This is a genomic window from Ferribacterium limneticum (assembly GCF_020510565.1).
Taxonomy (GTDB): Bacteria; Pseudomonadota; Gammaproteobacteria; order Burkholderiales; family Rhodocyclaceae; genus Azonexus; species Azonexus limneticus_B.
On record NZ_CP075189.1, the window covers coordinates 2,542,960 to 2,565,222 of the forward strand.

24 protein-coding genes are annotated in these 22,263 nt (G+C 61.6%); 19 read left to right on the forward strand and 5 right to left on the reverse strand.

Annotated elements, in window-relative coordinates; translation table 11 throughout:
* The first annotated feature begins 11 nt into the window (after nucleotides 1-11).
* The 7 genes from KI610_RS12250 to KI610_RS12280 all read left to right on the forward strand — a co-directional run bounded on the left by KI610_RS12250 (nucleotide 12) and on the right by KI610_RS12280 (nucleotide 4,469).
* Nucleotides 12-539, forward strand: a complete 528-nt coding sequence (locus tag KI610_RS12250) for a GIY-YIG nuclease family protein (protein ID WP_226495248.1) — start codon at nucleotides 12-14, stop codon at nucleotides 537-539.
* A 68-nt stretch (nucleotides 540-607) separates the two neighbouring features.
* Nucleotides 608-1,444, forward strand: coding sequence for a PA4780 family RIO1-like protein kinase (locus tag KI610_RS12255; protein ID WP_226495249.1), 837 nt, complete (start codon nucleotides 608-610; stop codon nucleotides 1,442-1,444).
* A 115-nt stretch (nucleotides 1,445-1,559) separates the two neighbouring features.
* Nucleotides 1,560-1,823, forward strand: coding sequence for a hypothetical protein (locus KI610_RS12260; protein WP_226495250.1), 264 nt, complete (start codon nucleotides 1,560-1,562; stop codon nucleotides 1,821-1,823).
* Between the two features lie 2 nt (nucleotides 1,824-1,825).
* Nucleotides 1,826-2,707, forward strand: a complete 882-nt coding sequence (locus KI610_RS12265; RefSeq protein WP_226495251.1) for a patatin-like phospholipase family protein — start codon at nucleotides 1,826-1,828, stop codon at nucleotides 2,705-2,707.
* A gap of 72 nt (nucleotides 2,708-2,779) precedes the next feature.
* Nucleotides 2,780-3,718 carry an N-acetyl-gamma-glutamyl-phosphate reductase gene (gene argC / locus KI610_RS12270; RefSeq protein WP_226495252.1) on the forward strand — a complete coding sequence of 313 codons (939 nt, stop codon included), beginning with the start codon at nucleotides 2,780-2,782 and terminating at the stop codon, nucleotides 3,716-3,718.
* An 11-nt stretch (nucleotides 3,719-3,729) separates the two neighbouring features.
* The gene (locus KI610_RS12275) at nucleotides 3,730-4,176 is read left to right on the forward strand and encodes a hypothetical protein (RefSeq protein ID WP_226495253.1); all 447 of its coding nucleotides are present in this window, start codon (nucleotides 3,730-3,732) and stop codon (nucleotides 4,174-4,176) included.
* Nucleotides 4,177-4,178: 2 nt separating this feature from the next.
* On the forward strand, nucleotides 4,179-4,469 hold the full coding sequence (locus KI610_RS12280; protein WP_226495254.1) for a DUF1330 domain-containing protein: 291 nt from the start codon (nucleotides 4,179-4,181) through the stop codon (nucleotides 4,467-4,469).
* Here KI610_RS12280 and KI610_RS12285 read toward each other — a convergent pair.
* Complete coding sequence (locus tag KI610_RS12285) at nucleotides 4,450-5,301, reverse strand: type IV pili methyl-accepting chemotaxis transducer N-terminal domain-containing protein (RefSeq protein WP_226495255.1); 852 nt, start codon at nucleotides 5,299-5,301, stop codon at nucleotides 4,450-4,452. The two genes, KI610_RS12280 and KI610_RS12285, sit on opposite strands and share 20 nt — an antisense overlap.
* 97 nt (nucleotides 5,302-5,398) lie before the next feature.
* On the opposite strand from KI610_RS12285, the gene KI610_RS12290 reads away from it, so the two are divergent.
* The 10 genes from KI610_RS12290 to kdpE all read left to right on the forward strand — a co-directional run bounded on the left by KI610_RS12290 (nucleotide 5,399) and on the right by kdpE (nucleotide 17,735).
* The gene (locus KI610_RS12290; protein WP_226495256.1) at nucleotides 5,399-7,306 is read left to right on the forward strand and encodes a B12-binding domain-containing radical SAM protein; all 1,908 of its coding nucleotides are present in this window, start codon (nucleotides 5,399-5,401) and stop codon (nucleotides 7,304-7,306) included.
* A gap of 218 nt (nucleotides 7,307-7,524) precedes the next feature.
* Nucleotides 7,525-7,617, forward strand: a complete 93-nt coding sequence (gene kdpF, locus KI610_RS12295) for a K(+)-transporting ATPase subunit F (protein WP_226399476.1) — start codon at nucleotides 7,525-7,527, stop codon at nucleotides 7,615-7,617.
* A complete protein-coding gene (gene kdpA, locus KI610_RS12300; RefSeq protein ID WP_226495257.1) occupies nucleotides 7,614-9,392 on the forward strand; it encodes a potassium-transporting ATPase subunit KdpA in 1,779 nt (592 codons plus the stop codon). The genes kdpF and kdpA overlap by 4 nt, the downstream gene beginning before the upstream one ends.
* Nucleotides 9,393-9,410: 18 nt before the next feature.
* Nucleotides 9,411-11,477, forward strand: coding sequence for a potassium-transporting ATPase subunit KdpB (gene kdpB / locus KI610_RS12305; protein WP_226495258.1), 2,067 nt, complete (start codon nucleotides 9,411-9,413; stop codon nucleotides 11,475-11,477).
* Between the two features lie 11 nt (nucleotides 11,478-11,488).
* On the forward strand, nucleotides 11,489-12,061 hold the full coding sequence (gene kdpC / locus KI610_RS12310) for a potassium-transporting ATPase subunit KdpC (protein WP_226495259.1): 573 nt from the start codon (nucleotides 11,489-11,491) through the stop codon (nucleotides 12,059-12,061).
* 106 nt (nucleotides 12,062-12,167) lie between these two features.
* A complete protein-coding gene (locus tag KI610_RS12315) occupies nucleotides 12,168-12,629 on the forward strand; it encodes a PTS sugar transporter subunit IIA (RefSeq protein ID WP_226495260.1) in 462 nt (153 codons plus the stop codon).
* A 196-nt stretch (nucleotides 12,630-12,825) separates the two neighbouring features.
* Entirely contained in the window at nucleotides 12,826-13,137 is a 312-nt protein-coding gene (locus KI610_RS12320) for a hypothetical protein (RefSeq protein WP_226495261.1), read from the forward strand.
* Between the two features lie 204 nt (nucleotides 13,138-13,341).
* Nucleotides 13,342-14,307 (forward strand): magnesium/cobalt transporter CorA, encoded by a 966-nt coding sequence (corA, locus tag KI610_RS12325; RefSeq protein ID WP_226495262.1) that lies wholly within the window; start codon nucleotides 13,342-13,344, stop codon nucleotides 14,305-14,307.
* 14 nt (nucleotides 14,308-14,321) lie between these two features.
* Nucleotides 14,322-17,042 (forward strand): two-component system sensor histidine kinase KdpD, encoded by a 2,721-nt coding sequence (gene kdpD / locus KI610_RS12330; RefSeq protein WP_226495263.1) that lies wholly within the window; start codon nucleotides 14,322-14,324, stop codon nucleotides 17,040-17,042.
* On the forward strand, nucleotides 17,043-17,735 hold the full coding sequence (gene kdpE, locus KI610_RS12335) for a two-component system response regulator KdpE (RefSeq protein ID WP_226495264.1): 693 nt from the start codon (nucleotides 17,043-17,045) through the stop codon (nucleotides 17,733-17,735).
* A 19-nt stretch (nucleotides 17,736-17,754) separates the two neighbouring features.
* Here the strand turns inward: kdpE and KI610_RS12340 are convergent, their stop codons facing one another.
* Nucleotides 17,755-19,086, reverse strand: a complete 1,332-nt coding sequence (locus tag KI610_RS12340) for a leucine-rich repeat-containing protein kinase family protein (protein WP_226495265.1) — start codon at nucleotides 19,084-19,086, stop codon at nucleotides 17,755-17,757.
* 61 nt (nucleotides 19,087-19,147) lie between these two features.
* Here KI610_RS12340 and KI610_RS12345 point away from each other — a divergent pair, with 61 nt between their 5' ends.
* Nucleotides 19,148-19,522: a hypothetical protein gene (locus KI610_RS12345; RefSeq protein WP_226495266.1), complete on the forward strand. Its 375-nt coding sequence runs from the start codon at nucleotides 19,148-19,150 to the stop codon at nucleotides 19,520-19,522.
* A 59-nt stretch (nucleotides 19,523-19,581) separates the two neighbouring features.
* Here the strand turns inward: KI610_RS12345 and KI610_RS12350 are convergent, their stop codons facing one another.
* The 3 genes from KI610_RS12350 to KI610_RS12360 all read right to left on the reverse strand — a co-directional run bounded on the left by KI610_RS12350 (nucleotide 19,582) and on the right by KI610_RS12360 (nucleotide 21,208).
* Nucleotides 19,582-19,962 carry a DUF3597 domain-containing protein gene (locus tag KI610_RS12350; RefSeq protein WP_226495267.1) on the reverse strand — a complete coding sequence of 127 codons (381 nt, stop codon included), beginning with the start codon at nucleotides 19,960-19,962 and terminating at the stop codon, nucleotides 19,582-19,584.
* Between the two features lie 224 nt (nucleotides 19,963-20,186).
* Nucleotides 20,187-20,810: a cysteine hydrolase family protein gene (locus KI610_RS12355; protein WP_226495268.1), complete on the reverse strand. Its 624-nt coding sequence runs from the start codon at nucleotides 20,808-20,810 to the stop codon at nucleotides 20,187-20,189.
* The gene (locus KI610_RS12360; RefSeq protein WP_226495269.1) at nucleotides 20,807-21,208 is read right to left on the reverse strand and encodes a hypothetical protein; all 402 of its coding nucleotides are present in this window, start codon (nucleotides 21,206-21,208) and stop codon (nucleotides 20,807-20,809) included. Before KI610_RS12360 ends, KI610_RS12355 begins: the two co-directional genes overlap by 4 nt.
* A gap of 87 nt (nucleotides 21,209-21,295) precedes the next feature.
* Between KI610_RS12360 and KI610_RS12365 the strand changes: the two genes are divergently transcribed.
* Nucleotides 21,296-22,213 (forward strand): LysR family transcriptional regulator, encoded by a 918-nt coding sequence (locus tag KI610_RS12365; RefSeq protein ID WP_226495270.1) that lies wholly within the window; start codon nucleotides 21,296-21,298, stop codon nucleotides 22,211-22,213.
* Nucleotides 22,214-22,263: the final 50 nt, after the last annotated feature.

Genomic DNA, 22,263 nt, shown 5'->3' on the forward strand with positions numbered 1-22,263 from the left:
AGGCATCCCAAATGCACAATGCCGCATCGATTCGCCCAGTAGCACAGATATTTCGCGGCCAAGCCATCGACTTGCCGGAAGAGCCTGGCGTGTATGCTTTCTGGTGGCTATCACCAAAAGCCGAATTGATGGCAGGAAACAGAAATATCGTCCTCAAAGGCCCAAAAGAGCAACCGGTTGACGTCGAGTACAGAGACTGGTGGCCGGCTAACCTCCAGTACCCATGCCTATACATAGGCAAGTCCACGAACATCAAGAAGCGCTTTTCTTTACATATTAAGCGCGGCTCTCCAGGCCGTCTGCATGAGGCGCACCCATTAAATATCAAGGCAAAGCCATGCACTACGTCATGTCAGTTGCGCTTTGGAGTCGAACACATATTTCCCGACGAGCAGAATCCGCTGGATGTGATATTCCAATCAGTCGGTTTCTCGTTCAATACAGACTTCCCAGAAAATGCAATCGCTGAACGTTTCTTTGAGGAAGACCGTTTGGTTGGCATTTGGCGACCATGGTTCAATGTTGATTCTGAACGCTAAGTATGCCCTTTCAACCCTGAATCGCTTTCATCCCACGCAGTCCAAATAAGCAAAGCCTCCACCAACCAATGAAAACCCCGAAAAGACTCACCACCCTCGTTGAAGAAGGCCTTGTAGACGAGGTGCTCGGGCAGTTGATGAGCGGCAAGGAAGCGACCGTCTATATCGTCCGCTGTGGCGAGCATATTCGTTGCGCCAAGGTTTACAAGGATGCCAAACAGCGCAGCTTCCGCAAGGCGACCTCCTATCAGGAAGGGCGCAAGGTCAAGAACAGCCGGCAGGCGCGGGCCATGGAAAAAGGTAGCCGCTACGGGCGCCAGATGCAGGAGGAAGTCTGGCAGAACGCCGAGGTCGATGCGCTGTATCGGCTGGCCGCCGCCGGGGTGCGCGTGCCGCAGCCCTACATCTGCTTTGACGGCGTGTTGCTCATGGATCTGGTGGTTGATGCCGATGGCGGCGCGGCGCCGCGGCTGAACGATGTCGCCCTGAGCGAAGCGGTGGCACTGGAGTTTCACGCCATGCTGGTCAATCAGGTGGTGCGCATGCTGTGCGCCGGGATCATTCACGGCGATCTGTCGGAATACAACATCCTCGTCGATGCAAACGGTCCGGTCATCATCGACCTGCCGCAAGCCATCGATGCCGCGGCCAACAGCACGGCGGCCGAAATGCTGGAACGCGACGTCAACAATCTGCGCAGCTATTTCAGTACCTTTGCCCCCTCACTCGCCGACAGCCAGTACGGTAAGGAAATCTGGGCGCTGTACGAAAGCGGTTCGCTCCAGCCGGACCAGGTTTTGACGGGTCATGTTGAAATCGACGAAAGCCTTGCCGATGTCGATGCCGTGCTGATGCAAATTGAAGAAGCGATCAAGGAAGACGAGATTCGTCGCATGTGCCAGTAAACTCAAGGCTGACGCCTGAGCGAACCGCTCTGTTACAAGCAGTCACTCCCGGACAGTCGTAAACCCGGGAGAATCCGGCCTGAGAATTTCCGCAGAATATTTCCGCAATCACCCCATGGCCAAATCAGTCACCGCCCCCCTTATCGTCACCGCCGGCGTCATTGCCCTCGCCTTCGCGCTCAATCCGTCGCCGGAGAAACACCGGGACAGGATCAAGCAGGTCATCGCCGAACGCAGCCAGATCGAGCGCGTGCTCGGCATCGGCCACCTGACCTCCTTTGTCTCGCAATATCACTCGCTCGGCGTCGGCTCCTACACTACGGTCAATGACAAGCTCACCTCGGCCGGCGCCTTCGGCATGGTCTTCGTGTTGGATTGAACATGGCCAATCAGATCACGCCCCTTCATTGCACTAACCGTCGCCGCCTGCTGAGCGCCAGCCTGCTCCTGCTCGGCGGCTGCTCTGTCTTCCAGCCTACCAAGCCCGCGGCACCTCCCCGCCCGAAAATCGGCCTCGCCCTCGGTGGCGGCGCGGCGCGCGGTTTTGCCCACATCGGCGTGATCAAGATGCTCGAATCGCACGGCATCGTTCCCGACTACGTGGTCGGCACCAGTGCCGGCGCCGTGGTCGGTTCGCTCTACGCGGCCGGCTACGACGCCTTCACCATGCAGAAGATCGCCCAGCAGCTCGACGAAAAGATCTTCGCCGACTGGACGCTGGGCGGGCGCGGCCTGCTCAAGGGCGAAGCCTTGCAGGACTTCATCAACCAGCACCTGCACAATCGTCCGCTCGAGAAATTGGGCAAGCCGTTTGCCACAGTCGCCACCGACCTCAATAGCGGCGAACGCGTCGTCTTCCGGACCGGCGACACCGGCATGGCCGTACGCGCTTCGGCGGCCGTGCCCGGTGTATTCCAGCCCACCCAGTTTCGCGGCAAGAGCTATGTCGATGGCGGCCTGACCAGCCCGATTCCCGTCCAGGCCGCACGCGACATGGGCGCCGACTTCGTCATCGCCGTCGATATCTCGGCCAGGGCCGAAGGCCAGCCGGTGGACAGCATGACTGCCATCATCTGGCAGACGACGACCATCATGGGCAGCGCCATCGGCACCAACGAGCTGCGTGGCGCCGATATCGTCATCCGGCCAAAGCTGCCCTACGTAAAATCCTGGGATTTCGCGGCCCGTAACGACGCCATGATCGAAGGCGAGCGGGCAGCACAAATGGCCCTCGCCGCCATCAAGCAAAAACTCGGGCGCTGACCACTCGCATTCGCCTAAGCGTAACGAATTTCTGCCAGAATTCCATCTTTGCTCCCACTCAGCGGATTCACCATGACCTATAAAGTTTTTGTCGACGGCCAGGAAGGCACGACCGGCCTGCAGATCAACGAGTACCTCGCCAAGCGCAGCGATGTCGTGCTGCTCAAGATCGACGCTGACAAGCGCAAGGATCTGGCCGAACGCAAGCGGCTGATCAACGAATCCGACGTTACTTTCCTTTGTCTGCCTGACGAGGCGGCCAAGGAATCGGTGACGCTGGTCGACAACCCGAATACCTGCATCATCGACGCCTCGACGGCGCATCGCGTCAATCCTGCATGGACCTTCGGACTGCCTGAACTGGCGCCGGAGCAACGGGCGAAAATCCGCGCCAGCAAGCGCATCGCCAACCCCGGCTGCCACGCCAGCGCCTTCATCCTGGCCCTGCGCCCGCTCGTCGCCGCCGGCCTGCTGCCGGCCGCCACGCAGATCGCGGCCAATTCCATCACCGGTTATTCCGGTGGTGGCAAGTCGATGATCGCCCAGTACCAGAGCCCGGAACGTATCGATGCTCCCCGCCCCTACGGCCTTACCCTGGCCCACAAGCATCTGCCGGAAATGCAGGCATATACCGGGTTGACCGTGGCACCGATCTTCCAGCCTATCGTCGGGCCGTTCTACAAGGGTCTGGCCGTCACCGCCTATATCCACCCGCAGCAATTCACGCGCCAGGCAACGCCGGCTGATGTGCAGAAGATCATCGCCGACTACTACGCTGGCGAGCCGTTCATCCGCGTCCTGCCGGTCGATCTTGAAGCGACCACCGACGGCGGTTTCTACAACGTCGAAGCCAACAACGACACCAACCGCGTCGATATCGCTGTCTTCGGCAACGATGAGCGCATGCTGCTCATCGCCCGCCTTGACAACCTCGGCAAGGGCGCCTCGGGTGCCGCTGTACAGGCGATGAACGTGCACTTGGGCGTTGAGGAAAGCCTCGGGCTGATCTGAGCACCGCGCATATGACCAGGACCGTCCTGACTCGCCTTTGCCTGATGATCACGCTGTTGGTCTCAGGCTGGCCTGTCATGGCGCAGTCGATCCTGCTCGACCCGGCCAGGGCGACCTACGGCAATCCCTGGGTCACCCCGTTTCCGAAAGGCTCAAGCGCAAACCCTCTCGATGCCAAGGTGCTCGTTACCACGAGCGCTCTGCCGGCCCAGGGTGAGTTCGAGCCGCTTGGCGCACTCCACGTTGAGTCGCGCTGGCCCGGCGGCACTGGCAAGGCCACAAAACTTCTGGCCGAACAGGCAAAAGGCATGGGCGCCAACGCCATCGTCGAAGCGCGGGTCTGGCAGGCGCTGGCCTTCCCGGCGGTGGTCGCGCCACACGGCAGCGGCATCGCCGTGCGCATCAAGGACGATGATTTGCTGCGCAGCCTGGCCAATTCAACCAGCACGTGGGAATAGTCATGAACGTCGTGATCGGTCACATCACCGTCAAGGATGCCGAAAAATGGGCCAGCTACCGCAGTCAGGTGCCGGCGACATTGGCCCCGTGGCAGGCCGAACTGGTTTTTCGCGGCGAGAAGCTGGCCGTATTCGGCGGCGAGCATCGCCACAGCGATACGGTCGTCATCCGCTTTCCGAATGCCGAAGCGGCCGACGGCTGGTTCAACTCGGCGGCCTACCAGGCGCTGATCCCGCTGCGCACGGAAGCGGCCGAGGTCGATCTGATCAGTTTCAACGAAGCAGGCGCGTAGCTTCGCTGTAATCCCGGGCGTATTGCGAACTGGCAAGGTCGAGCACCTGGGCGATCCGTTCGCTGCTCGTCGCGACGTTCTGCACGGCCTTGCCGTCGCCGCGATCAGCAACGCGTAGCCGGTTGATGGCGCTCTCGAAAAATATCCATTGATTTTTGGCCAGGCCGATCGCGTCGCGGCTGGCTGCCGAGTTTTCGCGGGCCGTATCGAGTTCGCTGAGGCCGGTCGAAAACTCCTTGCGCGCCTGCTCGATGTCTACCGCCACCCCTTGCGAGAGATTGCCACCCTGAGCCAGCAGGTAGAGCCTGGCCAGACGCTGCGACAGCATGTTGAGGCGCGAGGAGAGGTCAATCAGGCGACCGACCGGCGTTTCGCCTTCAGCTTCGATGAGCATGCTCAGCTTGCCGGTATGGATCATCAGTTCGTCGGCCAGTTGATTGATCCGCTCGGTACTGACCGGGCCGGGCGCCAGTTTCAAGGCTGTACGCATTTCCTGCCAGAGCGCATCGCAACGCGTCAGCACCCGCCGCACATTTGGCTTCTTCACAGAAGCATCAAGGCGACCGAATTCGCTATCGATCTCGCTCGCCGAAACCTTGATCTGCTGCATCGCCTGCGCCGCATTCAAGCCCATGCCGGCCTGCTGGTAGAGTTTGGCCAGGCGTTGCGACTGCATGCGCAGGCGACCGGCGCTGACGATATCACCGGCAACCAGCCCGGTCCCACCCTCCTTTCCGGCAGCCAATGCACCGTGTGACAATGTCAGGAGCGAACAAGCAAGGATCAGGAAAACCACGCGAATGGCCTGGCGAGCGACTTTGAATGGCAGCATCTGGAAACAGTGTTAGGCATGAAAGGGCGGGCATTGAAACACGCCAAGGTTTCAGTCCCTTTACAAGCGCGCCGCTTCCCCTATCATTCGCCCCACCATGACTGCTGCCCCCCCCCGCATCCTGAGCATCATCCCGCCGATGACCCAGCTCAACACGCCCTACCCGGCGACCGCCTACCTGACCGGTTTCCTGCGTTCGCGCGGCTTTCATGCCGAGCAGACCGACCTGGCCCTGGCGCTCGTGCTGGAACTGCTCTCGCCGGCCGGCCTGCCGAAGATCAAGGCGGCGGCGGAAGCGATCCCCGGCAAGAAGCGTTCGAATACGATCAAGATTTTCCTCAACGAGTTCGAGCGCTACCAAGCCAGCATCGGCCCCGCCGTCGCACTGCTGCAGGGTCGTGACGGCTCGATTGCCCACCGCATCTGCACCCGCGCCTTCCTGCCTGAGGGGCCGCGCTTCGCTTCGCTCGACAACTATCTCGATGAAGACGGCGGCGACCCGCTGGCCTGGGCTTTCGGCTCGCTCGGCGTGCAGGACCGGGCACGGCATCTGGCCACGCTCTACCTCAACGACCTTGCCGACGTGCTGCGCGAGGCGGTCGACACCCGCTTCGAATTCGTCCGCTACGCCGAATCGCTGGCCCAGAGCCAGGCCAGCTTCAATCCGCTGGCCACGGCGCTGGCCGCACCGCCGACCCTGGTCGATACGACACTTCAAAATTTGGCAAAATTTCCGGTTGACCGTAGCAATCCGGACATCGTGCTCATTTCCGTGCCCTTCCCCGGCTCGGTCTATGCCGCCTTCCGCATCGCCCAGACGATCAAGGCTTACCGGCCAAACATCATCACCGTACTCGGCGGCGGCTACGTCAATACCGAGTTGCGCGAACTGGCCGAGCCGCGCGTTTTCGATTACTTCGACTACGTCACGCTCGACGATGGCGAAAAACCGTTGCTCGCGCTATTCGAACACCTCGCCGGTCAGCGCCCGCGTCTCAACCTCGTCCGCACCTTTACCCGCGTCGATGGCTCCGTGCGCTACTTCAATGCCAGCGAGCCGGACATTCCCTTCGAGGAAGTCGGCACGCCGACCTGGGACGGCCTGCCGCTCGACCGCTACCTGTCGCTGCTCGACATGCTCAATCCCATGCACCGGCTGTGGTCCGACGGCCACTGGAACAAGCTGACCGTCGCCCACGGCTGCTACTGGAAAAAATGCAGCTTCTGCGACGTCAGCCTCGACTACATCGGCCGCTACGACGCCGCCAGCGCCAAGGTTCTGGTCGACCGCATCGAACAGATCATCGCCGAAACCGGCCACACCGGCTTTCATCTCGTCGACGAAGCCGCCCCGCCGAAAGCCCTGCGCGCCCTGGCAGAAGAACTCCAGCGACGCAACCTGGCCATCTCATGGTGGGGCAACATCCGCTTCGAAAAATCCTTCACGCCCGAACTCTGCCTGCAACTCGCCGACAGCGGCTGCATCGCCATTTCCGGCGGGCTGGAAGTCGCCTCCGACCGCCTGCTCGAATTGATGAAAAAAGGCGTCTCGGTCGATCAGGTCGCCCGCGTCACGCGCGCCTTCACGGATGCCGGCGTGCTTGTCCATGCTTATTTGATGTACGGCTTCCCGACGCAAACCGTGCAGGACACGGTCGATGCCCTCGAATACGTCCGCCAGCTATTCGCCGAAGGTTGCATCCAGTCCGGCTTTTTCCACCGCTTTACGTGCACCGTGCATTCCCCCGTCGGACAGAACCCGGCCGAATACGGCATCAAGCTGCAACCGCTACCGCCCGGCAAGTTCGGCAAAAACGACGTGCATTTCATCGACCCCACCGGCGTCGATCACGACCGCCTCGGCAAGGCGCTCAACAAGGCGCTCTACAACTACATGCACGGCATTTGCCTCGACCAGGATGTGCGTAGCTGGTTCGACGAAAAAGTACCGAAGTCCCGCGTCGCCCGAAACTTCATCGCCCGGGCTTTGCAGACTCCTCGTTAAGCGCCGTCTATACACTTGATCCATCCGCTTTTTACCGTTTTTTTACACCCCCACCCCCAGCTTTTTCGAAAACTTTGATAGCGCTTTTCCTAGTATGACCCTGTCGCAATACCAACATGGGGTGTACTTATGGATCTCGTCTATCTCGCCGGTATCGGGCTGTTCTTTGCCCTGATGCTCGGTCTCGCTGCCGGCTGTGCCCGGCTCGGGGGTGCCAAATGACCTGGCTTTTCATTCTTAGCGGCGCCGTCGCCGTTGGCCTGCTGGTCTATCTGATCGCCGCGCTGATCAACCCGGAGAACTTCTCATGAGCAATCATGCCTGGATACTTCTCGGATTTTTTCTGGTCGTCCTGTTGCTTACCGTCAAACCCATGGGGACTTACATCGCCAACGTGATGGAAGGTCGCTTCCGTTTCGCCGGCAAGATCGAAAGTCCGATCTATCGCCTGTGCGGCATCCGCCAGGACGAGGAAATGGGCTGGCTGAAATACGCTTTCGCCATCCTGCTGTTCAATGTCCTCGGCGCCCTGGCCGTCTATGCCTTGCAGCGCCTGCAGGCCGATCTGCCGCTCAATCCGCAGGCTTTCGCCAATGTCAGCCCGGACTCTGCCTTCAATACGGCGATCAGCTTTGCCACCAACACCAACTGGCAAGGTTACGGCGGCGAGGCGACGATGAGCTACCTGACCCAGATGCTGGCGCTGGCCGTGCAGAATTTCCTGTCGGCGGCGACCGGCATCGTCGTCGTCATCGCCCTGATCCGCGGCTTTGCCCGCCATACGGCGAAGACCGTCGGCAACGCCTGGGTCGACCTGACGCGCATCACGCTGCATATCCTGCTGCCGATTTCCATCGTCTACGCGGTCTTCCTGACCAGCCAGGGCGTCATCCAGAATTTCGACGCCTACAAGGATGTGACGACCCTGGAAGTGACCAGTTTCGAGACACCGAAAGTCGACGATGCCGGCCAGCCGCTCAAGGATGAAAAGGGCGCTGTCGTCACCGAACCGGTGCAGACGCAAACCCAGACGCTGGCCATGGGCCCGATCGCCTCGCAGGAAGCGATCAAGATGCTGGGTACCAACGGTGGAGGTTTCCTCAACGCCAACTCGGCGCATCCCTTTGAAAACCCGACGCCGCTGACCAACTTCATCCAGATGCTGTCGATCTTCCTGATTCCGGCTGCGCTGTGCTTCACCTTCGGCCGCATGGTCGGCGACACCCGCCAGGGCTGGGCCGTGCTCGCGGCGATGACCCTGATGTTCGTTGCCCTGGCCTATGCTGCCATGCACTTCGAACAGCAGGCCAATCCGTTACTCACCCAGCTGGGCGTCGATGCGTCCACCGGCAACATGGAAGGGAAGGAAACCCGCTTCGGCATCGCCGAATCCGGCCTGTTCGCCACCATTACGACGCTGGCTTCCTGTGGTGCGGTCAATTCGATGCACGATTCGTTCACACCGCTCGGCGGTCTGGTTCCGCTGATCGACATGCAACTCGGCGAAGTCGTGTTCGGCGGCGTTGGCACTGGCCTCTACGGCATGCTCGTCTTTGCCATCATGGCCGTCTTCATCGCCGGCCTGATGATCGGTCGCACGCCTGAATACCTGGGCAAGAAGATCGAGGCCTTCGAAATGAAGATGGTGTCCATCGCCATCCTGGTCACGCCGCTGCTCGTGCTGGTTGGCACCGCCATCGCGGTAATGCTCGCCGACGGCCGGGCCGGCATCGCCAATCCGGGTGCCCACGGCTTCTCGGAAATCCTCTATGCCTTCACTTCGGCCGCCAACAACAACGGCAGCGCGTTCGCCGGCCTGTCCGCCAACACGCCGTTCTACAACGTGATGCTCGGTATTGCCATGTGGTTCGGCCGCTTCGGCGTGATCGTGCCGGTGCTCGCTATCGCCGGTTCGCTGGCTGCCAAGAAGCGCATCGCCGTCGGCGCCGGCACGCTGCCGACACATGGCCCGCTGTTCGTCACGCTGCTGATCGGCACGGTATTGCTGGTCGGCCTCCTGAATTACGTCCCGGCGCTGGCCCTTGGCCCCGTCATCGAGCACCTCGTGCTCTCGGCCGCTCACTAAGCGCTTGGGGAGAAAAACATGACACGCAAAACTTTTACCCTGTTCGATCCGGCGCTGGCCGTTCCGGCCGTCGCCGATGCCTTCCGCAAACTCAACCCGGCCGTGCAATGGCGTAATCCCGTGATGTTCGTCGTCTACGTCGGCAGCATCCTGACCACCATCCTCTGGCTGCAAGCGCTCGGTGGCCAGGGCGAGGCACCGGCCGGTTTCATCCTGATGATCACCATCTGGTTGTGGTTCACGGTGCTCTTCGCCAATTTTGCCGAAGCGCTGGCCGAAGGCCGCAGCAAGGCGCAGGCTGCTTCGCTGCGCGGCCTGAAGAAGGAAACCTGGGCCAAGAAGCTGCTTGAGCCGAAGCATGATGCAAAGTGGGTGATGACCCCGGCGAGTGAGCTGCGGAAGGATCACGTTGTTCTGATCCAGGCTCATGAAACCATCCCTGCCGACGGCGAAGTCATCGAAGGCGTCGCCTCGGTGGACGAATCCGCCATCACCGGCGAATCGGCACCGGTCATCCGCGAATCGGGCGGCGACTTCTCGGCGGTCACCGGCGGCACCCGCGTGCTGTCCGACTGGATCGTCGTCCGGGTCACGGTGAATCCCGGCGAAACCTTCGTCGACCGCATGATCGCCATGGTCGAGAACGCCAAGCGTCAGAAGACGCCGAACGAAATCGCCCTGACCATCCTGCTCGTCGCGCTGACCATCGTCTTCCTTGGCGTCGTGGTTACCTTGCTGCCCTTCTCGATGTTCAGCGTCGACGTGGCCGGATCCGGTACGCCGATCAGTATCACCGTGCTGATTGCGCTGCTCGTCTGCCTGATCCCGACCACCATTGCTGGCCTGCTCTCAGCCATCGGCGTCGCCGGCATGAGCCGCATGATGCAGGCCAACGTCATCGCCACCTCCGGCCGCGCCGTCGAAGCGGCCGGCGACGTCGATGTGCTGCTGATGGACAAGACCGGCACGATCACACTTGGCAATCGCCAAGCCTCCGCTTTCCTGCCAGCCGATGACGTCAGCGAAGCCGAACTGGCCGATGCCGCCCAGCTCGCCTCGCTGGCTGACGAAACCCCGGAAGGCCGTAGCGTCGTGGTACTGGCCAAACAGCGTTACCAGATTCGCGAGCGCGACATTCACGCCCTGGATGCCCACTTTGTGCACTTCTCGGCCCATACCCGCATGAGCGGGGTGGACATGGCCGGTCGCCAAGTGCGCAAGGGTGCCGCCGATGCCATCAAAAAGCATGTCGAAGCCCTCGGCGGCAAATTCCCGCCATCCGTACTGGGCTATGTCGAGGAAGTCGCCCGCCGCGGCAGCACGCCGCTGGTGGTCGCCGACGGCACCCGCGTCATGGGCGTCATCGAACTCAAGGACATCGTCAAGGGCGGCATCAAGGAACGTTTCGCCGAACTGCGCAAGATGGGTATCAAGACCGTCATGGTGACTGGTGACAACCGCATCACGGCAGCCGCCATCGCCGCCGAAGCCGGGGTCGACGACTTCCTGCCGGAAGCGACGCCGGAAGCCAAGCTCGCCCTGATTCGCGAGTATCAGTCCGAAGGCCGGCTGGTCGCCATGACCGGCGACGGCACCAACGACGCCCCGGCGCTGGCCCAGGCCGACGTCGCGGTGGCCATGAACACCGGCACGCAAGCGGCCAAGGAAGCCGGCAACATGGTCGACCTCGATTCCAACCCGACCAAGCTGATCGAGGTCGTCGAAACCGGCAAGCAGATGCTGATGACGCGCGGTTCGCTGACGACGTTCTCCATCGCCAACGATATCGCCAAGTACTTCGCCATCATCCCGGCGGCTTTCGTGACGACCTATCCGCAACTCGCCGCGCTCAACGTCATGGGCCTGGCCAGCCCGGCCTCGGCGATCCTGTCGGCGGTGATCTTCAACGCCCTGATCATCGTCTTCCTGATCCCGCTGGCCTTGAAGGGCGTCAAATACCGCCCGCTCGGTGCGGCGACCCTGCTGCGCCAGAACCTGGCGATCTACGGCCTGGGCGGTGTCATCGTTCCCTTTATCGGCATCAAGCTGATCGACCTGGCAATTGCCGCTGTTGGTCTGGCCTGAGGAGAAAACCCATGAAAACCCTGTTGCGTCCCGCCGTCAGCCTCTTCGTGCTGCTCACCGCCGTCACCGGCGTCGTCTATCCGCTCGCTGTGACCGGCATCGCCAAGGCCGCCTTCCCCGAGGCGGCCAGTGGCAGCCTGATCGTCAAGGATGGCAAGGCGGTCGGCTCCAGTCTGATCGGCCAGAACTTCACTGATCCCAAGTATTTCTGGGGCCGCCCTTCGGCCACCGGGCCGATGCCGTACAACGCCAGCGCTTCCGGCGGCTCCAATCAGGGGCCGCTCAATCCGGCCTTGGTCGATGCCGTCAAGGGGCGGATCGACGCCCTGAAGGCGGCCGATCCCGACAACAAGCTGCCGATTCCGGCCGATCTGGTCAATGCCTCGGCCAGCGGTCTCGACCCGCACATCAGCCCTGCTGCCGCCGATTATCAGATCGAACGCGTTGCCCGGATACGCAAGCTTCCGCGGGAAGCTGTCAGGACGCTGGTCGACCAGCACACCGAAGGCCGCCAATGGGGCGTCTTCGGCGAACCCCGCGTCAATGTGCTGCAACTCAATATCGCGCTTGATTCACTTCGTTAAGAAATCGGAGCGGGCTTCGTATGAGCAAAAAGTGGGGGTGCCCGCTCCCTTTCACCGCCAATGTATCGAACGATGGCGGGTGCATCATCCTGAGGAGGAACGCTAATTGAATACCATCTCCGAACTTCTCGGTGCCGACGACATCATTTTCGACCTGCATGTGACGACCAAGAGCCAGCTCTTTGAAGAAATCGGCAGGCATATGGAGGCAAAGCACGGCATGCCGCAAGCCTGGGTCGTACTCAGCCTGTCCCGGCGGGAAGAAGTCGGATCGACCGGCCTGGGCAACGGCATTGCCGTACCCCATGCCCGCATCAAGGATCTTGAGCGGATACAGCTGGCCTACTTCCATCTCGCCTCGCCGATTCCCTTTGCTGCGCCCGATGGCGAGCCGGTCTCCGACGTTCTTGTCCTGCTCGTACCCAAGCAGGCCACCGAAGAGCACCTGCGCATCCTGGCCGACGCCACGCAAATGTTCTCCGACGCCGGATTCCGCGAGCGCTTGTGCCGATGCTCCCTGCCTGCCCAGGCCAAGAAGCAGTTCGACGCCTGGCCGCTCCCGGCCTGATTCCGACCGTCCGGATTTTTACGTTCTTTTTATGTCCGGCATTCGATATTTTGCAAAATCTTGAAATCGATTTGCCTAACATTCTTCGTGTGTCTGGTCCGTTAAACGGAGAAAACATGGATACCGTCAATTTCCTGCTGGCCGTGGGGGCCATCCTCGTTCCTCTGGGACTGGCCTGGCTGTTTATCAATCGAAAGTGAAGGACAACATGAACTCGGACTTATGCATCGGCATCGCCTCGACCAATGACTCGCTGGAAATCGCCGCCCTGGAACCCGGCAAGGCTGCCGTGGTAACGAAGTTCCCGGCAACGGGAATGGGGATTGAAGGCATCAGGGCCTTTCTGTCCGGTTATGCAAATCCGGTGCGGATGGCCGTGGCAGGTGTCGCGGCGGTGAGTCTGGCGCTGAGCCTGGGCAATGTTCGCGGCCGGGAAACCTTTATCGTTTCGTCGGCGATCGCCGATCAGGCGGTGGCCTTGGCGCGTTATGCCGAACATGCAGCCTAAGTTGCCATGGCATTTCATATCTGTCCGGTTTGCGGCAGCCGGCATGCCGTGCATCCGCTCCTTGACCGTTTGGCCTACGGACATCAATTGACCTGCTCTCCTCACTGCAAGACGATTTTCCCCAGCCTGGTCCGGGCCCGGGTGCTCGCTGAAACAGGTAAAAACGGGCAGGATGGGGGTTGTCGTCAAGAACGGGGATAAAACATGCTGATCAATTGTGTCGCCTACGAAAACGGCTCGCGCCTGGCCGACATGGCTGTCGAGGAAATCAGCGACTATCTGGCCAAGCCGGATTGCTTCGTCTGGGTGGCGCTGCGCGATGCGACAGCGCAGGAACTGGATCAGATGCAGGAAGAGTTCGCCCTGCACGAACTGGCCGTCGAAGATGCCCGGCATGGTCACCAGCGGCCGAAGATCGAGGAGTATGGCGATTCGGTGTTCGCCGTCATGCACCTGCTGGAAGAGAACAATGGCGAGTTCAATATCGGCGAGGTCAATGTCTTCGTCGGCCGGAACTACGTTCTGTCGGTCAGAAACCATAGCCAGCAGGGTTTTCTCGGGGTGCGCGAACGCTGCGAGCGGGAGCCGCATCTGCTCTGTCACGGGGCGGGCTTCGTCCTCTATGCCCTGATGGATGCGGTTGTCGACCGCTACTTTCCGATCATGGACCGGCTGGAGTCGGAACTCGATGAAATCGAGCAACAAATATTTGCCAAGGGCGCGGCCCGCAGCAATATCGAACGGCTCTATGACCTGAAACGCAAGATCACCCTCCTCAAGCATGCCGTCGCGCCGACGATGGAGGCCGCCGCCAAGCTTTCGGGCAGCCGTGGGCCGGAGGTGTGCGCCAACAGCCGCGACTACTTCCGCGACGTCTACGATCACCTCGCCCGGATCAACGCCTCGCTCGACAACATCAGGGACACCATCGGCACTGCCATCCAGGTCAATCTTTCCATGGTGACCATCGAAGATGGTGAAGTGAACAAAAAATTGGCGGCCTGGGCCGGCATTTTTGCCGTCGCCACCGCTTTTGCCGGTGTCTGGGGAATGAACTTCAAGGCCATGCCCGAACTGCAATGGGAGTTTGGCTACCCGCTGGCGCTGCTGGCTATCAGTGCCTCCTGCACGGCGCTGTACGCGAATTTCAGGCGTGTCGGATGGCTTTGACAGGATAAATACGAATGGCTGACCAACGTCCCGATCCCGACCAACTGCTGAATCGCCTCAATGAGGCGGAGGCGAAGGCCAAACGCGGCAAGCTGAAGATCTTTTTTGGCGCCTCGGCCGGCGTGGGCAAGACCTACGCCATGCTCGGCGCGGCCCGGCAGCAATTGCTGGCCGGGGTGGATGTGGTTGTCGGTATCGTCGAGACCCATGGCCGGATGGAAACCGAGGCCATGGCCGATGGCCTGGAGTATCTGCCCTTGCGGGATATTCCCTACCGGGATCGCATCCTCCGGGAATTCGACCTCGACACGGCGCTGATTCGCAAGCCGGCGCTGATCCTGATGGACGAACTGGCCCATTCCAACGTCGCCGGTTCGCGCCACGCCAAGCGCTGGCAGGACATCGACGAATTGCTGGCGGCCGGCATCGATGTCTATTCGACCGTCAATGTCCAGCATCTGGAAAGCCTCAACGACGTGGTCAGCGGCATCACCGGCATTCGTGTCTGGGAAACCGTGCCGGACAAGGTCTTCGATGCCGCCGACGAGGTCGTGCTCGTCGACCTGCCGCCGGATGAGCTCCTGCAGCGCCTGAAGTCGGGTAAGGTCTATCTGGCCAATCAGGCCGAGCGGGCCATCCGCAACTTCTTCCGCAAGGGCAACCTGATCGCCCTGCGCGAACTGGCCCTGCGCCGCACGGCTGACCGGGTCGACGACCAGATGTTGCAGTATCGGCGTGACCAGTCGGTTTCGCCCGTCTGGCAAACCAGGGATTCCTTGCTTGCCTGCATCGGAACAAGTGCATCTGCGGAGAAAGTTGTCCGCACCACAGCCCGCGTGGCCAGCCGGCTGGAAGCGCCGTGGCACGCCATCTACATTGAAACCCCGGCCCTGCAGCGCCTTTCGGAAGCGAACCGCCACCGCATCCTGCGCAACCTCAAGCTGGCTGAAGAAATGGGCGCCCAGACGGCGACGCTGTCGGGAAACATTGCGGAAGAAGTCGCCGTCAAATACGCCCGCGACCACAATCTGTCGAAAATCTTTGTCGGCCGGGATCACCCGCGTCCATGGCACCCCTGGTACCGCTCTTTCGCCGACCGTGTCGGCCAGCGAGCCCCCGACCTTGACGTCCTTCAGGTAGCACGTTCCGATACAGAAAGGGAGCCGGCCAGGTCGGATGAGGAAAGTGTGGTCGACAACATCGCCCAACAATGGCCGGCCTACGCCAAGGCGGCCGCCGGTTGTGCACTGGCCGGGTTTGGCGCCGCCCTGATCTTCCCGATTGTCGATCTGCCCAATATCGTCATGGTCTTTCTGCTCGCGGTAGTGCTGGTCAGCGTGCGCTATGGTCGTGGCCCGGGCGTTCTGGCCTCCTTTCTGGCAGTCGCCATTTTTGACTTTTTCTTCGTGCCGCCGCGCTTCACCTTCGCGGTAAACGACGTGCAATATCTGATGACTTTTGTCGTCATGCTCGTGGTTGGCCTGATTACCGGCCAGCTGACGGCTGGCTCGAAATACCAGGCCAAGGTGGCGATGCGCCGCGAGCAGCGTGTTCGCTCGCTTTATGAAATGTCGCGCGATCTGTCGGCGGCGCTGATGCCCGAGCAGATTGCCGAAATCGGCGAACGCTTCATTGTGGCCGAACTGGGCGCCAAAGCTGCCTTTCTGCTGACCGACGACAACGACCGGCTGCAACCGGCCCTGCCCTCGCCCAATGGCCTGCCCGCCGTGGACATGGGCATTGCCCAGTGGGCCTTCGATCATGCCGAGCCAGCCGGCCAGGGCACCAATACGCTGGCCGCCAGCCCCATCCTGTATTTGCCGCTCAAGGCGCCGATGCGTTTGCGTGGCGTGCTGGCGCTCGAAGTGCGCCATACGGATCGCCTGCTGGTCCCGGAACAGCGCCGACTGCTCGACACCTTTGCCTCGCTGATCGCCATCGCGCTCGAGCGCGTGCACTACGTCGAGGTGGCCCAGAACACGACCGTGCAGATGGAATCCGAACGTCTGCGCAACTCGGTGCTGTCGGCCATTTCGCACGATTTGCGGACGCCGATGAGCGTGCTGGTCGGCCTTGCCGATTCGATGTTCCTGACCCGGCCGCCACCGACCGGCCCGCAGGCCGAGATTGCCCGCTCCCTGAAGGAAGAGGCGCTACGCATCAGTGGCCAGGTGAACAACCTGCTCGACATGGCCAAGCTGCAGTCCGGCCGGGTGGAGTTGAATCGGCAATGGCAGCCTTTGGAAGAGGTGGTCGTCAGCGCCTTGAAAACCCTCGAGCGCGCCTTTGCCGAGCACCAGATCAAGGTCTTGCTCGATGAAAACCTGCCGCTGGTCAATATCGACTCCGTGCTCATGGAGCGGGTCATCTACAACCTGCTGGAAAACACCGTGAAGTACACCCCGGCCGGCAGCCTGGTTGAAGTAGGCGCCAAGGTCGGGGAGCGCATGATCGAGGTCTGGGTCGACGACAATGGCCCCGGACTGCCGGCAGGCAAAGAGGAAGTCATTTTCAAGAAATTCGAGCGCGGCCAGCCGGAAGGCACCACCCGCGGTGTCGGGCTTGGGCTGGCCATTTGCCGGGCGATCATCGAAGCGCATGGCGGCGAAATCCATGCAAAAAACCGGGCGCAAGGGGGGGCGCGTTTCATGTTCACGCTGCCCAGGGGCAACCCGCCAGCGCTCGATGTCGAGGAAGATCCCGAGGAAGTTCTCGAGAAAAAGAAGAGCTGCTGAATGTCTACCGCCACACCGACCGTGATCGTCGTCGAGGATGAAGCGAAGATTCGCCGCTTCATCAAACTGGCGCTGGAGGCCGAGCAACTGGAGGTCTTCGAGGCTGATTCGGTGGCACGGGGGCTGATCGAAGTCGGCACCCGGCAGCCCGATCTCGTCGTGCTCGATCTTGGCTTGCCTGATGGCGACGGCATCGACCTGATCCGCGATTTGCGGACCTGGTCGGAAATTCCCATCATCGTCCTCTCGGCCCGCACGGCCGAAGCCGACAAGGTGGCGGCGCTCGATGCCGGGGCCGATGATTACCTGATCAAGCCATTTGGCGCCGCCGAGCTGCTGGCCCGGGTCCGCGCCCACCTGAGACGGCGTTTCCGGGCTGGAACGACGGGCCTGTCGGTGTTCGAATTCGGCAATGTTCGCGTCGATCTGGGCAAGCGCATCGTCGAAAAGGATGGGCAGCAGATTCACCTGACGCCGATCGAGTTCCGGCTGCTCGCCTACCTGATCGCCAATCCCGATTCCGTCCTGACCCATCGCCAGCTCTTGAAGGCGGTCTGGGGGCCAAACCATATCGAGGACAGCCACTATGTTCGTGTTTACATGGGGCATGTCCGGAAAAAAATCGAGGACGATCCGACGCGGCCCAAGTTCATTCTGACCGAATCCGGTGTCGGCTACCGGTTTGTCAGCTGAGACAGTTTTCCGCGCGTGGTTAGCGCGGCATTAACGCACTGAGCTGAGTAACGATTTCGGCAAACAGCGGGCGGGCCGAGACGTTTTCCTGCGCGCAATCGGCTTGCAGGCATTTCAATTTTTGAGCTTTTTTCCGGTTGACCGTGGAATCGGCACTCTGCCCGCAAAGTTCGAGCAATTCTTCGAGTAAACACGAAAACGCCCGCACCTCGATACGCTGCAGGGCCTTGGCGACGAGCGGATCATCGGACGGCACGAAGGACGCGGCGCCGAAGTCACCGAGCAGCGCCTGTCCATCGGTACCATGCAGGATGTTGTGGCCGTACAGATCGCCATGCGTGATGCCCTGGGCGTGCAGGTGTTCGGCCGCCGAGGCGATGCCGAGCGCGAGGCGAATGGCGTCGTCGAGGTCGAAACTGGACTCGGCCGGATAAACGTCGCGCGTGCAGGAATCGAGGCTGGGCGGCCCGGCCAGGTTGCGGAAGTTGCTGTCGATCAGCGCCATGACCAGCCCGTGCGCCGCCTCCGGGTGCGCCGCCAGCTTGCCGAGGACCGGAATCAGATTGGGATGCGCACCGGCTGTCATGCAGGCGTTCATCTCGTTGAGCGGCAAACCATCGCTCGTCATCGCGCCCTTGAACAGCTTGAGCGCTACCGGCTGCGCGCCGCCGGCCGAGCGCCATTCGGCATGATGGATGACGCCGGAAGCGCCCTCGCCCAGTTGATGACTGACGTGGAGGTCATCCCAATGAATGGGTGAAACGCCGTTCTGAACCGGCACATCCTGGCAAAACGGATTGCCGGCGAAGGCCAGCCAGGAAAGTTTCGGCAGCGTCAGCAGCCAGTCGGGCAAAGCCGCAAGCTCGTTGGCCGCGATGCGCAGCAACTCCAGCCCAGTGCAATTGGCCATCTCGGCCGGCAGCGCACGCAACTGGTTGCCGGCCAGCATGAGCTTCTGCAAACGGGTGCAGCGGCCAATTTCGCGCGGCAGTTCGACCAACTCGTTGTCAGTCAGGATCAGCCAGCGCAGCCTGGCCGGCAGCGCCGCAGCCGGCACCAGCCGAATCCGGTTGGCCTTGAAACCGACCATGTCCAGCGCGGCACACTGACCGAGCACCGCCGGCAATTCGGTGAACCGGTTGTCCGAACAAAACAGGATGCGCAGCTTGTACAGCCGTGGCAGATCGTCGGGCAGCGTGGCCAGCGCATTCCCAGACAAATCGAGAATCTCCAGCGTCTCGGCCAGACCAAAAATTTCGCGCGGAAACTCGCTCAGGCCACTGGCCAGTTTGAGGCGACGGCTCCCGGCCAGCTTGCCGGCGCGCAGGTCTTCAAGGGTGTTCAGTGGCATTCAGGGCATTCCGCCGGGCGGCCGTGATAAGGTGCGGCAGGATAACAAAAGATGGTGAAAAATGACTTGGGAGAAGCCTGCCAGCCCGTCGATGACCGAACGCGGCATGCGCATCGCGCTGATTTTCGCGTTGGCCGCCGAGCGCCTGACGGCTTTTTACGAATACGGCCAGTGGCTGACCGAAGCCCAGGGCGCCAGCCTGGCCGCCGACTGGCTGTCGCGCTCGAAAAACAAGATGCCGCTCGCCGAACGCCGGCAACTCTCAGGCCTTAGCGACCAACTCGCCCGCCAGATTCAGGGCAGCCTGTCGCGCGAAGCCGGCATGTACACGGCCCATGAAATGATGGAATCGCTCGACCCCAACCATCACTCGGAAATCGCCGAGTCACTGATGGTCGAATGCGAACGCCTGCTTGACGAAAACCTCGCCGGTTAAACCGCCAAAGAAAAAAGCTCGCCAGAAGCGAGCCTTCGAACTGAACCCGGGCAGGAAAATTACAGCAGTTCAGCCGGAATATTGCCGCCGTTTTCAGCCAGTTTCTGCAGCACGGTCTTGTGCAGCCACATGTTCATCTGCGCCGAATCGCCCATCTTGTCGGCCGGACAGCCGAGTTCGGCAGCCAGTTCCTTGCGCACACCGAGGCTGCTGTCCAGACCGAGCAGCTTGAGCAGATCGACGATGGACACCTTCCAGTTGAGTTTTTCCGGATTGGCCTTGGCCAGCGCTTCCAGCTTGGCCACGACATCGACGGCACTAATCGCCACCGGCGCGGCGGCTACGGGCGCCTCGACGGCGGCCGGAGCGGCCTCGGCGACCACTTCCGTCTTGTCATCGCCAAAACCCAGTTTGGCCAGAATGTTACTGAAAATTCCCATGCTATTTCTCCTGTGCGACCGATTGAACAAATGCTGCCCGTAAAAACCCGGGCACCAAGTTCATGTTAGATGCATTCGACGACAGGTTGGGTGAATTTATATGAAGGGATTTTTACAAATCCCAACCTTTCGGCAATGAGCCTCCGTGGCCAGGCAAAATTTCATTTTTTGCCGTTATTTCCGGTTGACCGTGGGAGTCACGGCTAACCGACTTCAACCTGCCGTCAAACCACTTTCATCGCCGCCAGCGTCGCCACATCGACGATTTCGGCAATCCTGTCTCCCAGCCCGGCGAGCACGGCAGCGTGTACCGTCGCCGCCGGAATCGTCCGGCCATCCGGCCCCGGCAGATCGCGCGTGGCGCTGGCATCGGCCACGATGCCGACCCGGTAGCCGCGGTGGAAGGCTTCGCGGGCGGTTGAGTCGACGCAATTGTGGGTCATGTAGCCGGCGATGATCAGCGTTTCGACCCCGCGTGCCTGCAGTTCATCGAGCAGGCCGGTGCCGGTGAAGGCCGAGGGCAGGTTTTTGTGGATGACGACTTCGCCCTCGCCCGGAGCCAGGCCGGCGATGGGCGCGGCGCCTTCGGAATCCGGGGCGAAGATCAGCGCGGTGGCCGGCGCGCGATGCAGAACGTGGATGACAGCAATGCCAGCCTGGTCGGCCCAGGCGCGCAGCTGGCGGGCGGCGTTGCTGGCGGCCGGCTCGTTAGGCAGCGCCAGCGGGCCGCTGCGGTATTCGTTCTGGTAGTCGATGAAGACGACGGCGGTTTTGGCGGCATCCAGGGTGGCGCCGGCGTGCAGGCTGGCCGGGACGCCGACGATCTGGCGCAGGGTGCGGGCGGTCATGCTGCTTCTCCAATCAGCTTCCCGGCTTTGCGCGCCGCCTGCGTTTGCCCATCGTAACCCCAGCTTTCGGCCGGCAGTTCGTGCAGCGCGACGTAGATCGGCGCGGCGGTTTGGCCGATTGCTACGGTCAACAGGGATTTTGCGGCAAAAATGAAATCAGCCTTTTCGGCCGCGCTGTTGGTGCCGGCGGTAATCATCGCCTGCAGGCTGGCTGCAGCGGCGACGGCCTGTCCGTTGGCCGAGAAGGCGCCGGCCGGCAACTGCGTGAAGCTGACCACGGTGAGCGCCGCTTCCTTGCGCAGGATGCTCTGCATGAGGCGTGTCGTTTCCTGCTGCAAGTGCTGAATGGTGCTCGGCGCGAGGCTGGCGCCGGCCAGGGTGATGTTGATCAGGGGCATGGTTTTCTCCGGTTGAAGTGACGCCTGCATCATTTCACCAGGCGTTATTCGCTACAATCAGCTAAATAAATAACGGTTTGTTTCTATATGGACACAATCAACCCACTCGATCATTTGTCCGACCTTGCCGTTTTCGTCCGGGTCGTCGATACGCAAGGCTTTTCAGCGGCGGCGCGGGCCATGGGCCTGACCAAATCGGCCGTCAGCAAGCGTATCAACCGGCTCGAAAAGCAGCTCGGCCTGCGCCTGCTGCAGCGCACGACACGCGCCATGTCGCTGACCGAACCCGGCCGCGTGCTTTATGAACGCGCCGCACAGGGCGTCGCGCTGCTCGACGAAAGCGCCCGCCTGGCCGCCGGTCTGGTCGAGGCGCCGCGCGGCACCTTGCGCGTCACCGCCTCGGTCACTTTCGGCAAGCTTTGCCTGGCGCCGCTGATCCCCGAATTCCTCGCCCGCTACCCGGAAATCGAGCTGCAACTGACCCTGCTCGACCGCTTCGTTGATCTCGTCGAGGAAGGCTACGACGTCGCCCTGCGCCTGACCCGCACGCCGCCCGACCAAGTGGTGGCCAAGGCGCTGATGCCCGTACGCTACCGGCTATGTTCCACGGTCAACGCGATAAAAGGCCAAAAAATCGAAACGCCGGCCGACCTCGCCGGCCACAACTGCCTGCATTACGGCCTGCGCGAACTGGGCAGCGAATGGCGTTTCCAGCGCGCTGGCGAAGAGGCGCGGGTGCGCGTAACGAGCAACGTCGTGGTCAATAACAGCGAAGTCGTGCGCGACCTGCTGCTCGCCGACATGGGCATCGGGCTGGTCTGGAACTACGCCGTCGATCGCGAAATCGCCGATGGCCGGCTGATTCCGCTGCTTCCCGAATGGACGCCGGTCAGCCCCTTCGGCCAGACGGCCTGGGCGATCTGGCTGCCGCAAACCCACCTGCCGCCGAAGATTCGCGTCTTTGTCGATTTCCTTGCCGAGCGTTTGGGCGAAACGCCGGCCTAAGCACCCCACTTCGCGCCCCGTGCAGCGAATGCCACGGTCAACCGGAAATT

Bases quoted from the DNA above. Each gene is read 5' to 3' on its own strand.
- kdpA (WP_226495257.1), top strand. From the start codon at position 7,614: ATGAGCAATCATGCCTGGATACTTCTCGGATTTTTTCTGGTCGTCCTG.
- KI610_RS12355 (WP_226495268.1), bottom strand. From the start codon at position 20,810: ATGACCGCCCGCACCCTGCGCCAGATCGTCGGCGTCCCGGCCAGCCTG.
- KI610_RS12360 (WP_226495269.1), bottom strand. From the start codon at position 21,208: ATGCCCCTGATCAACATCACCCTGGCCGGCGCCAGCCTCGCGCCGAGC.
- corA (WP_226495262.1), top strand. From the start codon at position 13,342: ATGCTGATCAATTGTGTCGCCTACGAAAACGGCTCGCGCCTGGCCGAC.
- kdpE (WP_226495264.1), top strand. From the start codon at position 17,043: ATGTCTACCGCCACACCGACCGTGATCGTCGTCGAGGATGAAGCGAAG.
- KI610_RS12265 (WP_226495251.1), top strand. From the start codon at position 1,826: ATGGCCAATCAGATCACGCCCCTTCATTGCACTAACCGTCGCCGCCTG.
- argC (WP_226495252.1), top strand. From the start codon at position 2,780: ATGACCTATAAAGTTTTTGTCGACGGCCAGGAAGGCACGACCGGCCTG.
- KI610_RS12345 (WP_226495266.1), top strand. From the start codon at position 19,148: ATGACTTGGGAGAAGCCTGCCAGCCCGTCGATGACCGAACGCGGCATG.
- KI610_RS12250 (WP_226495248.1), top strand. From the start codon at position 12: ATGCACAATGCCGCATCGATTCGCCCAGTAGCACAGATATTTCGCGGC.
- KI610_RS12280 (WP_226495254.1), top strand. From the start codon at position 4,179: ATGAACGTCGTGATCGGTCACATCACCGTCAAGGATGCCGAAAAATGG.
- kdpC (WP_226495259.1), top strand. From the start codon at position 11,489: ATGAAAACCCTGTTGCGTCCCGCCGTCAGCCTCTTCGTGCTGCTCACC.
- KI610_RS12365 (WP_226495270.1), top strand. From the start codon at position 21,296: ATGGACACAATCAACCCACTCGATCATTTGTCCGACCTTGCCGTTTTC.
- KI610_RS12340 (WP_226495265.1), bottom strand. From the start codon at position 19,086: ATGCCACTGAACACCCTTGAAGACCTGCGCGCCGGCAAGCTGGCCGGG.
- KI610_RS12290 (WP_226495256.1), top strand. From the start codon at position 5,399: ATGACTGCTGCCCCCCCCCGCATCCTGAGCATCATCCCGCCGATGACC.
- KI610_RS12255 (WP_226495249.1), top strand. From the start codon at position 608: ATGAAAACCCCGAAAAGACTCACCACCCTCGTTGAAGAAGGCCTTGTA.
- KI610_RS12275 (WP_226495253.1), top strand. From the start codon at position 3,730: ATGACCAGGACCGTCCTGACTCGCCTTTGCCTGATGATCACGCTGTTG.
- KI610_RS12260 (WP_226495250.1), top strand. From the start codon at position 1,560: ATGGCCAAATCAGTCACCGCCCCCCTTATCGTCACCGCCGGCGTCATT.
- kdpF (WP_226399476.1), top strand. From the start codon at position 7,525: ATGACCTGGCTTTTCATTCTTAGCGGCGCCGTCGCCGTTGGCCTGCTG.
- kdpB (WP_226495258.1), top strand. From the start codon at position 9,411: ATGACACGCAAAACTTTTACCCTGTTCGATCCGGCGCTGGCCGTTCCG.
- kdpD (WP_226495263.1), top strand. From the start codon at position 14,322: ATGGCTGACCAACGTCCCGATCCCGACCAACTGCTGAATCGCCTCAAT.
- KI610_RS12350 (WP_226495267.1), bottom strand. From the start codon at position 19,962: ATGGGAATTTTCAGTAACATTCTGGCCAAACTGGGTTTTGGCGATGAC.
- KI610_RS12285 (WP_226495255.1), bottom strand. From the start codon at position 5,301: ATGCTGCCATTCAAAGTCGCTCGCCAGGCCATTCGCGTGGTTTTCCTG.